We start from the raw sequence: 16,328 nt of genomic DNA on the forward strand, positions 1-16,328 counted from the left end.
ATTCGCTACAACCCTCACGTCAAGGACCTCTACGAACGCCTCCTGGCGCGCGGCAAGCCCAAGATGGTCGCCCTCGGCGCTGCCATGCGGAAACTTGCCCACATCTGTTTCGGCGTGTTCAAGAACCGTCGTCCCTACCAGCCCGATTACGCTTCCGCGGCTTGACGGGAAAGACGGTATCTTTGCGGTTTCAATCTCCTGGTCGCTGGTCGCTGGTCGCTGGTCGCTGGTCGCTGGTCGCTGGTCGCTGGTCGCTGGTCGCTGAACCCTTGATGGGCGCGCTGCGCTTTGTTCATCCTAGGGTGTGGCGGGGCGTCGTTCCATTGGCGACGGCGGGAGAGAACGCCTGCTGGCGGCTGGATGCCGATGGCTGGAGGCTGACTTGCGGCCGCTTCCGTCCACGCAGGTGCTTGGCCGTCTGTTAAACTTAACGGCTTCGCTCGAAAAGACCCAATTTGCTATGAGCCATACCGGCCTGAACACGACCGAGGAGATCATCGCCGAGCTGCGCGCCGGGCGCATGGTGGTGATCATGGACGACGAGGATCGCGAGAACGAGGGCGATCTGCTGCTTCCGGCCGACTGCGTCACCCCGGAGGCGATCAACTTCATGGCCAAGTACGGTCGCGGGCTGATCTGTCTGACCCTCACCCGTGAGCGCTGCGAGCAGCTGCGTCTGGCGCCGATGGTCAACGACAACCAGGCCCCGCACGCGACCGCCTTCACCGTCTCGATCGAGGCCGCCCGGGGCGTCACCACAGGCATCTCCGCAGCCGATCGTGCGACCACGGTGCGCGCCGCGGTCGCGCCTGACGCGACCGAGCGCGATCTGGTGCAGCCCGGACACATCTTTCCGCTGATCGCCCAACCCGGCGGGGTGCTGGTGCGCGCCGGTCATACCGAGGCCGGCTGCGATCTCGCCCGGCTCGCCGGTTTCACCCCGGCGGCGGTGATCGTCGAGGTCCTCAACGAGGACGGCACCATGGCGCGCCGCCCCGATCTCGAGCGCTTCGCCGAGACCCACGGGCTGAAGATCGGCACCATCGCCGATCTCATCCACTATCGGGTGCGCAACGAGCGCGCGGTGGTGCGCGAGAGCGGCTGCGAGCTGCCCACGCCCTACGGGACCTTCAAGCTGCACGCCTATCGCGACAGCATCGATCACGAGCTGCACCTGGCGCTGACCCTCGGCGAGATCGATCCGGAGCACCCCACCCTGGTACGGGTGCACCTGCAAAACAGCCTCTGCGATCTGTTCGAGGCCGATCACGGCGCCTGCGGCTGGCCGCTGCGCGACGTGATGCGTCAGGTCGGCGAGGCCGGCGAGGGGGTGATCGTGGTGCTGCGCAACCGCGATCGAGCCGAGGATCTGCTGGCGCGGATCAAGGATTTCGATTTCCATGACCGTGACGACGAGGTGCCGCCGCGCCGGCAGCAGGACGGTCATACGCTGCGCACCTTCGGTATCGGCGCGCAGATCCTCGCCGATCTCGGCGTGCGCAAGATGCGCGTGATGAGCGCGCCGAAGTCGATGCATGCCATCTCCGGGTTCGACCTGGAGGTGGTTGAGTACACCGGTGGTCGCCAATCCTGAGAGGACAAACCGAGATGACCATTCATACCATCGAAGGCACCATGCGTGCCGATGGCGCCCGCTTCTGTCTGCTGGTGGCGCGCTGGAACAACTTCGTCGTCGATAGCCTGGAGCGGGGCGCGATCGACGCGCTGCGTCGTCACGGTGTCGAGGAGTCGGACATCACCATCGTGCGCGTGCCCGGTGCCTTCGAGATGCCGGTGGCCGCCGAACAGATCGCCACGCGCGGCGGTTTCGACGCCATCGTCGCCCTCGGCGCGGTGATCCGTGGCGGCACCCCCCACTTCGAGTACGTCGCCAACGAGTGCGTCAAGGGGCTCGCCCAGGTCGGTCTCAGCCACCGGCTGCCGATCGCCTTCGGCGTGCTCACCGTCGACAGCATCGAGCAGGCGATCGAGCGTGCCGGCACCAAGGCCGGCAACAAGGGCGCCGAGGCCGCGCTCTCGGCGCTGGAGATGGTCTCGCTGGCACGGCAGTTCGACTGAAATGGTGAGTCCACGCACCCAGGCGCGTCGCTATGCGGCGCTGGCCCTCTACCAGTGGCGTCTCACCGGTGAGGACCCGATGGCGATCAAGCGCCACATGCTCGATGACCCGGATTGGCTCGATGCCGTCTCGGCATCGCTGCAGGGCATCGATGAGGACGAGACGCTGGCCTCGGCGCACCGTTTTCGCTTCAACCTCGAGCTGTTCGAGCAGCTGCTCGCCGGGGTCCCCGAGCGCATCGAGCCGATCGACGCCCAGCTCACCCGCTTTCTCGATCGCCCGATCGAGCAGGTCGATCCGGTGGAGCTGGCGATCCTGCGTATCGGCGCCTTCGAGATCCTGTTCTCGGCGGCGATCCCCGACGGGGTGGCGATCAACGAGGCCGTCGAGCTCACCAAGTTGCTCGGCGCCCACGAGGGCCACAAGTACGTCAACGGCGTACTCGACAAGATCGCCCGTCATCAGGCGGTGGCGCGGCGCGCCGCCGAACGTCCCGACGGTGACGGCTGAACCCGGCGCCGAGTTCGCGCTGATCGGGGCGCACTTCGCCGGGCTCGGCGCGGCACGCGAGGATGTGCTGCTCGGGGTCGGCGACGACTGCGCCCTGTTGCGGGTGCCGCCGGGGCAGTCGTTGGCCGTCAGCCTCGACACCCTGGTCGCCGGCGTCCACTTCTTCCCCGACTGCGATCCCCACGCGCTCGGTCACAAGACCCTGGCGGTGAGCCTCAGCGATCTCGCCGCGATGGGCGCGGAGCCCGCCTGGGCGACCCTGGCGCTGACCCTCCCTGCCTCCGATCCGGCGTGGCTCGCGGCCTTCGCCGCCGGGCTCGGCGAGCTGGCCCGCGCCCACGGAGTGCGGCTGGTCGGTGGCGACACCACTCGGGGGCCGCTGACCATCACCCTGCAGCTCCAGGGGCTGGTGCCGCCCGAAGCGGCGCTGCGTCGTGATGGCGCATGTGCGGGCGATCGCATCTGGGTCAGCGGCACCCTGGGCGACGCGGCGCTGGCGCTCGTCGAGCTGCAGGCCGGTCGCGATCCCGATCCGGCGCTGCGCGCGCGGCTCGAACGTCCGACCCCGAGGGTCGCGCTCGGGCGCGGGTTGCGCGGCATCGCCAGCGCCGCGATCGATCTCTCCGATGGGCTCGTCGCCGACCTCGGGCATGTGCTCGCCGCCTCCGGCGTCGGCGCCGAGCTGCAGCTCGGCGCGCTGCCGCTCGGTGAGGCGGTGGCCGCGCGCGCGGACTGGTCGCTCGCGCTCGCCGGCGGCGACGACTACGAGCTCTGTTTCTGCGCGCCGCCCGGTCGCGACGGTGAGATCCTGGCGCTGGGGCAGCGTCTCGGCTGTCGTCTGACCCCGGTCGGTATCATCCGCGGCGATGACGACGCGCTGCGTTGCCTGCTGCCAGACGGCACCGTGCTGAACCCCACGAGGAAGGGCTATGACCACTTCGCCGGCGCCTGAGCGCCCGGCGCGCGCGGGCTTCGATCCGCGTCGCGCACACCATTGGATCGCCTTCGGGTTCGGCTCGGGGCTGGCGCCGCGCGCGCCCGGCACCTTCGGTACCCTGGCGGCGATCCCGCTCTATCTGCTGTTCGCCGGGCTGTCCTGGCCCTTCTATCTCGGCTTGCTGGTGCTCGCCACCGGCATCGGTATCTGGGCCTGTGGGCGCACCGCGCGCGAGTTGGGGCTGCATGATCCCTCGGCGATCGTGTGGGACGAGTTCGTCGGTTTCTGGCTGACGATGGCGGTCGCCCCCGCCGGCTGGGGCTGGATCCTCGCCGGGTTCCTGTTGTTCCGGCTGTTCGATATCTGGAAGCCCTGGCCGGTGCGCCTCGCCGATCGTCACGTCGAGGGCGGGCTCGGCATCATGCTCGATGACCTGATCGCCGGTGCCATGGCCGCGCTGGTGCTCCTCGGCGCGGTCTGGTTGCTCTGATCGGAAGGGGGGTGATGAGACTGGGCGCGCCGTCCTGCTGGCGCGTGCGGCGGACTCAGTGGGCGTGGGTCTCGGCGGTGGTGTGACGGTCGATGCGCGGCGGATAGGCCGGCGGCGCACAGAAGGCGATGCCGATCATCCAGCGCTGGGCATCGTGTCCGGCCTCGACCCAGACCACCGAGCCGGTCACCTGCAGCGGCTCGATCGTATCCTCGAGCGCCATCTCCAGCAGCAGTCGCGAGCGGATGGCGAAGCGCTCGCCGGCGCTGATGCACATCCCCCCCTCGCCGATGTCGTGGCCGTTGACGTGATAGATGTGCTGACGTCGCTCGATCCGTTCTCCGGAAAGCGGGATCAGCCGCGCCTCACCGGTCCATTCGCGGCGCTCGTAGCGGCGGCGTTCGGCATCATCGCGATTTGCGTACATGGTGTTTTCATCCTCCCGGGGCTGCCTGTTTAATCCGCTGTTTTTCTTGTTTTTATCCAGTATAGACGCTGCTGCGTCCGGTGCTGCCGGGTGAGTGGGCCGTAGATGGCGAAAACGGGAGGGATGCGGGGCGGGAGATGAGGGGCGTCCGGGCGTTGCGCCCGGACGATCGGAGCAGTGGTGGCGCGTCCCTGCGCCTCGACGCCCACCGCCCGCGTGCGCGGGCGGTGAGTGGGACCTCAGTGGCTCGCGGCCCCCTCGGCGCCGATCCCGGTCTCGCAGCGGATGCGCTGGGCACGATAGGCGCTGCGCTCGCGCTGGGCCTGCTCGGAGTTGTCGAGCAGCGAGACCAGCCAGATGAAGAAGAAGGCCATCGGGATGGAGACGATCGCCGGGTTGTCGAGCCCGATCAGGCCGACCGGCACCGGGGTGCCGTCGGGGCCGGGCGCGGTGTGACCGAGCACATCGCCCCACACCGCCTTCGACAGCACCGTCAGCACCACCGCGCTGAGCAGACCGGCGAGACCGCCGGCCAGTGCTCCGCGGGTGGTCATCCGCCCCCAGAAGATCGAGGCGGCCAGCACCGGGAAGTTGGCGCTGGCAGCGATCGCGAAGGCCAGGCCGACCATGAAGGCGACGTTCTGGCTCTCGAAGGCGATGCCGAGTGCGATGGCGACCAGTCCCAGCCCGAAGGTGGCGAAACGCGAGATGCGGATCTCGGTGGCTTCGTTGCCGCGACCGCGCGCGATCACGCTGGCATAGAGGTCGTGGGAGATGGCCGAGGCGCCGGCCAGGGTCAGCCCGGCGACCACGGCGAGGATGGTGGCGAAGGCCACCGCCGAGATGAAGCCGAGGAAGAGGTTGCCGCCGACGGCCTCGGCCAGCCGGATCGCGACCATGTTGGAGCCGCCCTCGACCCCGCTGACCAGGCGCTCGCTGAGTACCGCACCCTCGGCGCTCAGTGCCTCGGGCTTGAAGAACTCGGGGTGCTGGGCGAGCAGCACGATCGAGGCGAAGCCGATGATGAAGGTGAGGATGTAGAAGTAGCCGATGAAGCCGGTGGCGTAGAACACCGACTTGCGCGCCTCCTTGGCATCCGGGACGGTGAAGAAGCGCATCAGGATGTGCGGCAGGCCGGCGGTGCCGAACATCAGCGCCAGCCCCAGCGAGATGGCGTTGATCGGATCCTGCACCAGCGAGCCCGGTCCCATGATGTCGAGACCGTTGGGGTGGATCTCGGTGGCCTGGCGGAACATCTCCTCGGGGGAGAAGCCGAAGGCCGAGAGCGCGGCGAAGGCCATGAAGGTGGCGCCGGAGAGCAGCAGCACCGCCTTGATGATCTGCACCCAGGTGGTGGCGGTCATGCCGCCGAAGATGACGTAGACCATCATCAGCACGCCGACGGCGACCACCGCCATCCAGTACTCGAGACCGAACAGCAACTGAATCAGCTTGCCGGCGCCGACCATCTGCGCGATCAGATAGAAGGCGACCACGACCAGCGAGGAGAGCGCGGCCATGGTGCGGATCTGGGTCTGGCCGAAGCGGTAGGAGGCAACGTCGGCGAAGGTGAACTTGCCGAGGTTACGGATCTGCTCGGCGAGCAGGAACATGATCACCGGCCAGCCGACGAGGAAGCCGATCGAGTAGATCAGGCCGTCGTAGCCGGAGGCGAAGACCAGCCCGGAGATGCCGAGGAAGGAGGCCGCCGACATGTAGTCGCCGGCGATCGCCAGACCGTTCTGGAAGCCGGTGATGCCGCCGCCGGCGGTATAGAAATCCTTGGCGCTGCGGGTGCGGCGCGCCGCCCAGTAGGTGATGCCGAGGGTGCCGACGACGAAGGCGACGAACATGCTGATGGCGGTGACGTTGACCGCCTGTTTCTCCACCGCGCCGCTCATTGCCGGGGCGGCGGCGAGACCGAAGGGGATGAGCAGGGCGGCGAGTACGCCCCAGGGTGCGAAGCGTCTCATCGTGCCTCCTCCTGGATCTCTTTGGTCAGGCGGTCGAAGTGACCGTTGGCGCGCACCACGTAGATGCCGGTGAGCAGGAAGGCGCTGAGGATGATGACCACACCGAGCGGCATGCCGATGGTCATGATCGCGCCCTCGGCGACCGGGATCGCCAGGAGTTCAGGGGCGAAGGCGATGGTGAGGATGAAGCCGTAATAGATGCCCAGCATCAGCAGGGTCAGCACCCAGGCGAAGCGCTTGCGTGATCTGACCAGCTGTTGATAGCGCGGATTCGCCTCGATAGCGTCGATCGATTCTCGTTGCATGGGTTTATCCGAAACACGATGAGTGGGGTCTGTGCCTCGACTCGGCGCCGCGCGCCGCTGCCTGCGGCCCCAGACCAGTGCCGCTCGGCGCTCGATGTCTGTGTTTCGGGTCCAGCTCAGCGGGGACGCGGTGCGCTTGTCGCTTTCCGCACAAAACAAAAGGAAAGACCGATTCTCTTGGTCATTCCTCGCCGATGTCAACAAAAAGTTGATGCGTTATCTCAATCGGGTGGATTGTGAAACTGCACCGGCGCACACAGCATCAAAGGTGGACGAGACGTGTCTTCCGTGCGCGAGCATGGTGGTTACCGATGGCGATGGCGCATGTGTCTTGGGGAACGTTCGGCGCATGGTGCAGTCTCTAGGCAACACCGCATGGACCCGGGGCCGGTCTCGGGGCGAGAATGGTAGGGTCGGGTTTGATGTCAGGGCGGGTTGCGCCCGACACGCCCGGTTGTCTGTCCGCAATCACTCGAGGTGGGCGCGGGCCTCTCGCTCGTCGGGTAGCGCATCGGCGTGGCCCGGGCCGCGGTACGACGAATTTCGGGACGCTGTCCCCCGTACCGCCATGGGGGCTGCGTCCTTGTCAGACTTTCAGTCAGTAAGGAGTCAAGTGATGGACCTGAATCTATCCGGCCTCAGGGCCGCGATCCGTCGACGAGCCAAGAATTTAATGGAACTCTACAACCCGCGCATCTGGCGCGAACGGGGCCTCTGGTGGACCAGCGGAGTATTTCTGGTCACCTATCTGTTGGTGGTACTGGTGCTCGGCATCGTCTGGTCGCGCTCGCCCGGCGAGTTCGATGTGCGCGAGAGCGCACTGGAGATGGTCGGGGGCGACGAGGCCCGACTGGTCCCGGGCACCCTGACCACGGCCACCGCCATCCGCATCGTCGAGACCCTGCTCGACAAGCCCGGTGGCTATCTCTCCAATGATGTGATGCCGCCCGGGGTCTATCTCGACAATATCCCCAGTTGGGAGTTCGGTGCCCTGACCGAGGTGCGCGACCTCGTCGACTCGCTGCGCAATCACCTCAGCCGTGCCCAGTCGCAGTCGATCGAGGACGTCGACCTGCAGATCGCCCAGCCGCAGTTCAACTACAACGCCAACTCCTGGATCCTGCCCTCGAGCGAGTCCGAGTACCGCAAGGGTGCCGATGCGCTCTATCGTTATCTTGAGCGACTCTCCGACGAGCGCGCTCAGGATGGTCAGTTCTTTGCCCGCGCCGACAACCTGACGATGTATCTGGGGCTGGTGGAGAAGCGTCTGGGGAGTCTGGCGCAGCGTCTGTCCTATGCCGTGGGGCAGCGTCAGCTCAACACCGACCTGGCTGGCGACCCAAGCGCGCGTCAGTCGACGGCGGTCCCCGAGGAGCGGGTGCAGAAGACGCCGTGGAACCAGATCGACGACGTCTTCTTCGAGGCGCGTGGTTACACCTGGGCGTTGCTCCACACCCTCCAGGCAATCGAGGGTGATTTCAAGTCGGTGCTCGAGAACAAGAACGCGCTGGTCTCGCTGCGCCAGATCATCCGCAAGCTCGAGGAGACGCAGAGCCCGATCTGGAGCCCGCTGATCCTTAACGGTACCGGCTTCGGCCCGATGGCCAATCACTCGCTGGTGATGGCCTCCTACATCTCACGGGCCAACGCGGCGATCATCGAGCTGCGCACGCTGCTCGAGATGGGCTGAACGGGGCGGGCGGCACGACCGCCGCCCGTTCGTCATCCTACCTGGCCGGGGGCGTTCAGCCCTCGGCCTGCTCTTCCTTCTCAGCGGACGCTGCCGCCTCGACGTCGCTCGGTGCGGTGGTGGCGCGGTGGCTCGCCGCGCAGGCGGCCACGCACTCTTCGCGCTGGATACGGCAGATGCGCAGGTCCGCGCCAAGACAGACGTCGGGCTTCAGGCAGCCGGCGCCGCGATTGGCGACACAGGTCTCGTAGTCTTCCCCGATCATGCGAATATGGGTCTGGCACTCGGTCTCGCGGATCTGCTGGCGCTGCTCGCAATGCGTGCTGGCGATCTCGCAGCGTGCCAGGCAGGTCTGTGACTGCGGGTCCTGGGCCTTGAAGTCACTGCTGGTCTCGGGGGTGGCGCAACCGCCCAGGCTCAGTGCGAGCAGGGCGGCGGCGAGGACGGGGGCGAATGCAAGCGGCATCGGCGGGACTCTCCTTCGAAAATGGGCGAAGACTAGCATAGAAGCCCCGGGCTGAACGCCGCTCGGCGATACCCGGGGCTGAGGGTGGCGATTCAGCCGCGCAGGTCGCGCAACTGCGCGAGGATACGCTGCTCGAGCCAATAGATCGGGCGCCAGGGATGGCTGCCGGAGACGAAGCCGACATGGCCGCCGTGGCGGCTGAGCTCCAGGGTGACGCCGGGGCCGAGTTCGTGTGCCATCGGGACCGTGGACGGATACATGAAGGGGTCGTCGGCGGCGTGGATGATCAGCGTCGGGGTGGTGATCCCGCGCAGATAGCCGCGACAGCTCGAGCGGCTGTAGTAGTCGAAGACACCGGCAAAGCCGTTGAGCGGTGCGGTGATCTGGTCGTCGAAGTCGTTGAAGTCGCCGATCCGCTCGAGGTCGACCGCCAGCGGCAGGGGGCGGTCGGCGAACTTGCGTCGCAGGTTGGCCTTGAGCCGGTCGAGCAGATAGCGACGATAGACCCTCGAGAGCCCACGATTGAAACGCAGCATGCCGTCGCGCAGCACGAAGGGGACGGAGACGGCGATCGCTGCGCCGACCCGCGCGGTGTCGCGCTCGCCGAGATACTTGAGCAACAGGTTGGCGCCGAGCGAGAAGCCGACCGCCGCAAGCGGCTCGCCCTCGGGGTCGGCGGCGAGCTGCTCGAGCACCTCGGCGAGGTCCTCCGAGGCCCCCGAGTGATAGGAGCGATCGAGCCGATTGGGCGCCTCCGAGCAGCCGCGCAGGTGCATGAACACCGGCTGGAAGCCGGTGCCCTCGAGGGCGTGGATCAGTGAGCCGGCGTAGTGCGACTCGAGGTTGCCCTCGAGCCCGTGGATCAACACCACCCGCGGACCGACGGGGCGACCGATGGCGAGATCGATGAAGTCGCCATCGCTGAGCTCGATGCGTCTCGGGGTCAGGTCGAGCGGCGGGCGTCGGCGCATCAGCGCCGGCCAGACGGTCTGCAGATGGGCGCCGGGCAACCACCAGGCGGGACGGAAGTCGCTAGCGACGAGACGTGCCATCGTTGGGGGAATCCTTGTGAGCGGGGAACGGCGGGCGGTCTGCGCGGTGCGGGGACGTCCGGTCGGGGCAGGGCGCCGACGCATTGAGGGCGGGCCCGCTTCTCCCCTATACTGCAATCCAAGCATGATGACGGAATCCCGTCTCGATTGGAACCATCGCCTCCGGATCCAAGCACGATCTCCAGCCGTCGTGCGCGGGTCTGCACCCAGGAAACCAAATCCGATGCGGAAAACCCTTCCGACCCTGATCACGGCTCTTCTGTGCGGGATCGCGCCGCTGAGCCAGGCCGAGGATCTGCTGCAGATCTATGACATGGCCGCGCAGAGCGCGCCCACCCTGCGCGAGGCCGAACAGCGTCTGTTCGCCTCCCGCGAAGCCCGCCCCCAGGCTCAGGCACTGCTGCTGCCGAACCTGAGCGTGCAGGGCGACATCGACTATCAGAGCGTCGACAGCAGCGGTACCAGCACCTTCGGCAGCTTCGACCGCTATGACAAGTACGGCACCCAGGGGCTGCAGGCGGTGGTCAACCAGACCGTCTACGACCGCGCCAGCTGGATGACCCTGAAGCAATCCGATCATGTCATCGCCCAGGCCGAGGCCGAGTTCCGCGACTCCCAGCTCGAACTCATGGTCCAGACCACCGAGGCCTATTTCAACGTGCTGCGCGCTGCCGACGCGGTGACCGTGCAGGAGGCGCTGCTGCGCGCCAACGAGCGCCAGCTCGAGCAGTCGCGCCAGCGCTTCGAGGTCGGTCTGGTGGCGATCACCGACGTCAACGAGAGTCAGGCCGCCTACGACCGCTCGCGCGCCGACCTGATCACCGCGCGCAACGATCTCGACAACGCCTGGGAGGCGCTGCGCACCATCGTCGGCCCGATCCAGGTACCGCTGGCGCGCCTCGGCGACCGCCTGCCGCTCTCGCCGCCCGAACCCAACGAGATCGACGTCTGGGCCAAGACCGCACTGCGCAGCAACTACGGCATCATCGCCGCGAGCGAGGCGGCCAACGCCGCGCGCAAGGGCATCGAGATCGAGCGCTCCGGCCACTACCCCTCGGTCAACCTCCAGGCCGGCTACGACATCTCGCGCTCCGATGCGACCTTCGACACCGACTCCGACACCGGTTTCGTCGGTCTGAGCGTCAACATCCCGGTGTTCCAGGGTGGGGCGGTGAGTTCGCGCACCCGTGAGGCCGGCTACAACTTCCGCGCCGCTCAGGATCGACTCGACCAGACCCGTCGTCAGGTCAGCCAGCAGGTCAAGGACGCCTATCGCGGCATCCTCTCGAGCATCGAGGACGTCAAGGCCCGTCAGGCCTCGATCGTCTCGGCGCGCTCGGCGCTGGAATCGACCCAGGCCGGGCTCGAGGTCGGCACCCGCACCCAGGTCGACGTGCTCAACGCCCAGCGCAACCTGTTCCAGGCCGAGTTCGAGTACCTGAGCGCGCGCTACAACTACATCGTCAATGGGGTCAAGCTTCACCAGGCCACCAGTACCCTGAGTCGCGAGGTGCTGGCCAAGGGCAATGCCTGGCTCGATCCCGACGACATGGTGGCGCCGCCGACCTATTGATCCGTCGGGCCGCGCCGGTGTGCTCGGCGTGGCTCGATCCGTTGTCCTGAATCCTTCTCGTTGCCTGGATCCCGATCATGTCTGGAAGCAGTCTCGGTAAACTGTTCGTCGTCTCCGGTTTCGGCGAGAGCCACGGGCCGGCTATCGGCGGCATGGTCGACGGCTGCCCGCCCGGGCTGGCGCTGTGCGCGGCCGATCTGCAGCGCGACCTCGATCGGCGCAAGCCGGGGCAGTCTCGCCACACCACCCAGCGGCGCGAGTCCGACACCGTCGAGATCCTCTCCGGGGTGTTCGAGGGGCGTACCACGGGGGCACCGATCGGGCTGCTGATCCGTAACGAGGACCAGCGCTCCAAGGACTACTCCGAGATCGCCACCCGCTATCGTCCCGGCCACGCCGACTACTGCTACGACCAGAAGTACGGTCATCGCGACTATCGCGGCGGCGGTCGTTCCTCGGCGCGCGAGACGGCGGTGCGGGTCGCCGCCGGGGCGATCGCCAAGAAGTATCTGGCCGAGCAGGTCGGGGTGCGGATCCGCGGTCATCTCTCCCAGCTCGGCCCGATCCGTCCGCGCGGCTTCGACTGGGCGGCGGTCGAGTCCAACCCCTTCTTCTGGCCGTGTCGCGAGAGCGTGCCCGAGCTCGAGCGCTTCATGGACGAGCTGCGCAAGTCCGGCGATTCGATCGGGGCGGCGCTCACCGTGGTCGCCGAGGGGATGCCCACCGGGCTCGGCGAGCCGATCTACGACCGGCTCGACGCCGACATCGCCCACGCGATGATGGGGATCAACGCGGTCAAGGGGGTCGAGATCGGTGACGGCTTCGCCTGTGTCGAGCAGCGCGGCAGTGAGCATCGCGACGAGATGACCCCGGAGGGCTTCCTCTCCAACCATGCCGGCGGGGTACTCGGCGGCATCTCCTCGGGCCAGGACCTGGTGGTCCGTATCGCGCTCAAGCCGACCTCGAGCATCCGCATTCCCGGGCGCTCGATCGATCGTGACGGCAACCCCGTCGAGGTGGTCACCAAGGGGCGTCACGACCCCTGCGTGGGGATCCGCGCCACGCCGATCGCCGAGGCGGTGTTGGCAATCGTGTTGATGGATCATCTGCTGCGCCACCGCGCCCAGAACGCCGCCACCCAGGCGCCGATCCCACCGATCGCCGCGCGCGCGCCCGGCGCCTGAGTCCGCGTGCGCGCCCCCGTGGCGCCGCGCGCCCCCGTCATGCCCTACTGGCGTCTCTCCGGCTACTACTTCTTCTATTTCGCCTCGCTCGGGGCGTTGGTGCCCTATTGGGGGCTCTATCTGCAGGATCGCGGCTTCGATGCCCTGGCCATCGGCCAGTTGATGGCGATCCTCTACGCCACCAAGGTCGTCGCCCCGCTGGTCTGGGGTCAGCTGGCCGACCGCAGCGGCCGGCGGATGCCCTTGGTGCGGCTCGCCGCGCTGCTCTCGGTCGTGCTCTTCGGGCTGATCTTCTTCGGCGAAGGGTTCTGGGCCACGGCGCTGGCGATGGCGCTGTTCAGCTTTTTCTGGAACGCCTCGTTGCCGCAGCTCGAGGCGGTGACCTTCAATCATCTCCGCCGTCGGCCGACGCGCTATGCGCTGGTGCGGGTGTGGGGTTCGGTCGGCTTCGTGCTGGTGGTGGTGGCGCTGGGGATGGCGCTGCACGTGCAGTCGTTCGCGATCCTGCCCTGGTGGGTGCTGGCGCTGCTCCTTGGGATCTGGTTGACCAGTCTGGTGATCCCCGACAGTGCGCCAGTGCATGCCAAGGGCACCGAGCCCCGGATCGGGGCCTTGTTGCGCCGGCCCGCGGTGCTCGCCTTCTTCGCCGCCTGTCTGCTGATGCAGCTCGCCCATGGCATCTATTACGCCTTCTACTCGATCCATCTCGAGGCCAACGGCTACGGTACCGACGCCGTCGGCGGGCTGTGGGCGTTGGGGGTGGTGGCCGAGGTGGCGATCTTTCTGGTGATGCACCGCCTGCTCGAGCGCTTCGGGGCGCGTCGGGTGCTGCTCTGGAGTCTGGCCCTGGCGGTGGTGCGCTGGCTGGTGATCGGCGCCTGGGTCGAGCTGCTGTGGCTGCAGGTGCTCGCCCAGTTGCTCCATGCCGCGACCTTTGCCACCTTCCATGCCGCGGCGATCCATTGGGTCCACCATGCCTTTCCGGGGCGCACCCAGGGGCGCGGGCAGGCGCTCTACAGCGCGCTGAGCTTCGGCGCCGGCGGCGCCGCCGGCAGCCTGATCGGTGGGTTGTTGTGGGAGGACGCCGGTGCGCTGGTGACCTTCGGCGGCGCGGCGCTGGCCTCGGCGGTGGCCTGGGTGCTGGCCTGGGGCTGGGTCGATCGTCCTGCGCCGGCGGCGGTGCGGCACGCCTGAGGCGGTCGGGGCGAGCGCCCGTGCTATGCTCGCGGTGCCTGTGACGCCGCGGCTGCGTCACCTCTTCAGCTGTCCCTTCCGGCAGCATTCGCAACCGGGGCTGCGTATTCCGTCATGGTCGTTCTCAATGCTCCGTATCACACCCTGCCCGGGCACCGTCACCCGCCGGGGGCGACCGTGGAGGACGCCGGGGTCAACTTCTCGGTGTTCAGTCGTCATGCCACCGGTGCCGAGCTGCTGCTCTATGCCGGTGCCGACAGCGCCGAGCCCTTCCAGGTCATCCGTCTCGACCCCGAGGTCAACCACACCTTCTTCTCCTGGCACGTGCTGGTGGTCGATCTGCCGCCGGGGACCCACTACACCTGGCGCATGGACGGTCCCTTCGATCCGCAGGGCAACGGCTGGCGCTTCGACACGGAGGTCGAGCTGGTCGACCCCTGGGCGCGCGCGGTCAACGTCTGTGACTGGGACCGCTGGCGCCGTCAGGACGAGGGCGTGCGCCCCCACGACTCGCCGCGCGGCGTGGTGCTGGCCGAGGAGTACGACTGGGAGGGCGACACCCCGCTGCGCCGAGCCTGGGAGGAGACCATCATCTACGAGCTGCACGTCGGCGGCTTCACCCGACATCCCAGTGCCGGGGTCGCGCACCCGGGGACCTTCCTCGGGCTGATCGAGAAGATCCCCTATCTGCGCGCGCTCGGCATCAGCCATGTCGAGTTGATGCCGGTGATGGCCTTCGACGAGCAGGACGTGCCGCCGGCGGTGTGGCGAGCGGGGCTGCGCAATTACTGGGGCTACAGCAGCTACGGCTTCTTCTCGCCACACCCGGGCTATTGCGTCGACCCCGAGGCCGGCTGCCACCGGCGCGAGTTCCGTGACTTGGTCAAGGCGCTGCATCGCGCCGGGATCGGGGTGATCCTCGATGTGGTCTTCAACCACACCAGCGAGGGCGGGGCGGGGGGACCGACCCTGACCTTCAAGGGCTTCGGCAACGAGACCTTCTACTGTCTCGACGTGCTCGATCGGCGCATCTATCTCGATTTCACCGGTTGTGGCAATACCGTCAACGCCAATCACCCGCTGGTGGCGCGCTATATCATCGACGCGCTCGAGTACTGGGTGCGCGAGATGCACGTCGACGGCTTTCGCTTCGACCTGGCCAGCGCCATGGCGCGCGACGCCGACGGTCAGCCGCTGGCCAACCCGCCGGTGTTGTGGGGGATCGAGCTCTCCGACACCCTGGCCACCAGCCGGATCATCGCCGAGGCCTGGGACGCCGCCGGGCTCTATCAGGTCGGCAGCTTCCCCGGCTATCGCTGGATGGAGTGGAACGGTCGCTATCGTGACGTGATCCGTCGTTTCGTGCGCGGCGATCCCGGGCTGGTGGCCGAGGTCGCCACCCGGCTCGCCGGCAGCAGTGATCTCTACCAGGCCAACCTCCGCCATCCGCTCAACAGCGTCAACTTCGTCACCTGTCATGACGGTTTCACCCTCTGGGATCTGGTTTCCTATAACCGCAAGCGCAACCTCGCCAACGCCGAGGACAGCCGCGACGGCACCGACGACGATCTGAGCTGGAACTGCGGCATCGAGGGCGAGACCGACGACCCCGAGGTGCTGGCGCTGCGTCGGCGTCAGGCCAAGAACCTGCTTGCGCTGCTGCTGCTCAGTCAGGGGGTGCCGATGCTGCTCGCCGGCGACGAGGTGCTGCGTACCCAGGGCGGCAACAACAACGCCTGGTGTCAGGACAACGCCGAGAACTGGTTCGATTGGTCGCTGGTCGAGCGCAACGCCAGCATGTTGGGTTTCGTGCGCGGCCTGATCGCGCTGCGCCAGCGTCATCCGAGCCTGCGCCGGCGGCGCTTTCTCAGCGGTCGGGCGCGCGCTGGCGGGGGGCTGCCCGACATCCGCTGGCACGGACTCGAACCCGATCAACCCCCCTGGGATGACCCCGAGGCGCGGGTGCTCGCCTTTACCCTGGCGCCGTTGCACAAGACCGAGGCGGTGCTCCATGTCGCTATCAACATGGAGCCCTGTGCCCGCCGCTTCACCCTGCCGCAGCTCCCGGGCGTTGCCTGGTTCCGTGCGCTCGATACCGCCAGGGCCTCACCGACCGACCTGATCGAGCCCGACCTCCAGCCGCCGCACCCGGCCTCGGTGCTGCTGGTGCGCGGCCGTAGCCTGGTGGTGCTCGAGGGGCGGGCCGAGTAGGGCGCGTCGATCGTCAGCCTCCAGCGGCCAGCTTTCAGCCTCCAGGGGCGAGGGCTGGCGTCGGCGGCTGACGGCTGGTGGCTCTTGCCTGTCTCGCGCTCTTTGCGCCATTGCGGTTCAATCCTCCTGGCCGCTGGCCGCTGGCCGCTGGCCGCTGGCCGCTGGCCGCTATCCCGCGCTTTACCCGTCCCGCCCCATTGTTTAATGTGGGATTGCTCTAGCCCGTGGATGTCACG

General features: G+C 67.7%; 15 protein-coding genes and 1 pseudogene. 11 read left to right on the forward strand and 5 right to left on the reverse strand.

What is annotated here, in order from left to right; translation table 11 throughout:
- From EDC29_RS10895 to EDC29_RS10925, 6 genes and pseudogenes are all read left to right on the forward strand, one after another.
- Positions 1-165: pseudogene (locus EDC29_RS10895) on the forward strand (IS110 family transposase); the annotation flags it as partial.
- A 295-nt stretch (positions 166-460) separates the two neighbouring features.
- Positions 461-1,594: a bifunctional 3,4-dihydroxy-2-butanone-4-phosphate synthase/GTP cyclohydrolase II gene (gene ribBA / locus EDC29_RS10905; RefSeq protein ID WP_123140393.1), complete on the forward strand. Its 1,134-nt coding sequence runs from the start codon at positions 461-463 to the stop codon at positions 1,592-1,594.
- A gap of 14 nt (positions 1,595-1,608) precedes the next feature.
- The gene (gene ribH, locus EDC29_RS10910; RefSeq protein ID WP_123142589.1) at positions 1,609-2,079 is read left to right on the forward strand and encodes a 6,7-dimethyl-8-ribityllumazine synthase; all 471 of its coding nucleotides are present in this window, start codon (positions 1,609-1,611) and stop codon (positions 2,077-2,079) included.
- Position 2,080: 1 nt separating this feature from the next.
- Positions 2,081-2,590 (forward strand): transcription antitermination factor NusB, encoded by a 510-nt coding sequence (nusB, locus tag EDC29_RS10915; RefSeq protein WP_123140392.1) that lies wholly within the window; start codon positions 2,081-2,083, stop codon positions 2,588-2,590.
- Positions 2,580-3,542, forward strand: coding sequence for a thiamine-phosphate kinase (thiL, locus tag EDC29_RS10920; RefSeq protein WP_132229813.1), 963 nt, complete (start codon positions 2,580-2,582; stop codon positions 3,540-3,542). Before nusB ends, thiL begins: the two co-directional genes overlap by 11 nt.
- A complete protein-coding gene (locus EDC29_RS10925) occupies positions 3,520-4,017 on the forward strand; it encodes a phosphatidylglycerophosphatase A family protein (protein WP_123140390.1) in 498 nt (165 codons plus the stop codon). The genes thiL and EDC29_RS10925 overlap by 23 nt, the downstream gene beginning before the upstream one ends.
- Before the next feature lie 55 nt (positions 4,018-4,072).
- Here the strand turns inward: EDC29_RS10925 and EDC29_RS10930 are convergent, their stop codons facing one another.
- The 3 genes from EDC29_RS10930 to EDC29_RS10940 all read right to left on the reverse strand — a co-directional run bounded on the left by EDC29_RS10930 (position 4,073) and on the right by EDC29_RS10940 (position 6,722).
- Positions 4,073-4,444, reverse strand: coding sequence for a PilZ domain-containing protein (locus EDC29_RS10930; RefSeq protein WP_123140389.1), 372 nt, complete (start codon positions 4,442-4,444; stop codon positions 4,073-4,075).
- Positions 4,445-4,683: 239 nt separating this feature from the next.
- Positions 4,684-6,417, reverse strand: a complete 1,734-nt coding sequence (locus tag EDC29_RS10935) for a cation acetate symporter (RefSeq protein WP_123140388.1) — start codon at positions 6,415-6,417, stop codon at positions 4,684-4,686.
- Entirely contained in the window at positions 6,414-6,722 is a 309-nt protein-coding gene (locus EDC29_RS10940) for a DUF485 domain-containing protein (RefSeq protein WP_123140387.1), read from the reverse strand. The genes EDC29_RS10935 and EDC29_RS10940 overlap by 4 nt, the downstream gene beginning before the upstream one ends.
- Before the next feature lie 673 nt (positions 6,723-7,395).
- Here EDC29_RS10940 and EDC29_RS10945 point away from each other — a divergent pair.
- Entirely contained in the window at positions 7,396-8,412 is a 1,017-nt protein-coding gene (locus EDC29_RS10945; RefSeq protein WP_223806094.1) for a DUF2333 family protein, read from the forward strand.
- A 55-nt stretch (positions 8,413-8,467) separates the two neighbouring features.
- Here EDC29_RS10945 and EDC29_RS10950 read toward each other — a convergent pair whose 3' ends face one another.
- A complete protein-coding gene (locus EDC29_RS10950; RefSeq protein ID WP_123140385.1) occupies positions 8,468-8,878 on the reverse strand; it encodes a hypothetical protein in 411 nt (136 codons plus the stop codon).
- A gap of 92 nt (positions 8,879-8,970) precedes the next feature.
- A complete protein-coding gene (locus EDC29_RS10955) occupies positions 8,971-9,930 on the reverse strand; it encodes a hydrolase (RefSeq protein WP_132229815.1) in 960 nt (319 codons plus the stop codon).
- Positions 9,931-10,153: 223 nt separating this feature from the next.
- Here EDC29_RS10955 and EDC29_RS10960 point away from each other — a divergent pair, with 223 nt between their 5' ends.
- From EDC29_RS10960 to glgX, 4 genes are all read left to right on the forward strand, one after another.
- Positions 10,154-11,503, forward strand: a complete 1,350-nt coding sequence (locus EDC29_RS10960; protein ID WP_123140383.1) for a TolC family outer membrane protein — start codon at positions 10,154-10,156, stop codon at positions 11,501-11,503.
- Positions 11,504-11,580: 77 nt separating this feature from the next.
- Positions 11,581-12,687, forward strand: coding sequence for a chorismate synthase (gene aroC, locus EDC29_RS10965; RefSeq protein ID WP_123140382.1), 1,107 nt, complete (start codon positions 11,581-11,583; stop codon positions 12,685-12,687).
- 39 nt (positions 12,688-12,726) lie between these two features.
- Entirely contained in the window at positions 12,727-13,881 is a 1,155-nt protein-coding gene (locus EDC29_RS10970; RefSeq protein ID WP_123140430.1) for an MFS transporter, read from the forward strand.
- A 114-nt stretch (positions 13,882-13,995) separates the two neighbouring features.
- Complete coding sequence (gene glgX, locus EDC29_RS10975; protein ID WP_132229817.1) at positions 13,996-16,092, forward strand: glycogen debranching protein GlgX; 2,097 nt, start codon at positions 13,996-13,998, stop codon at positions 16,090-16,092.
- Positions 16,093-16,328: the final 236 nt, after the last annotated feature.

Source organism: Marichromatium gracile, assembly GCF_004343155.1.
Classification (GTDB): Bacteria; Pseudomonadota; Gammaproteobacteria; order Chromatiales; family Chromatiaceae; genus Marichromatium; species Marichromatium gracile.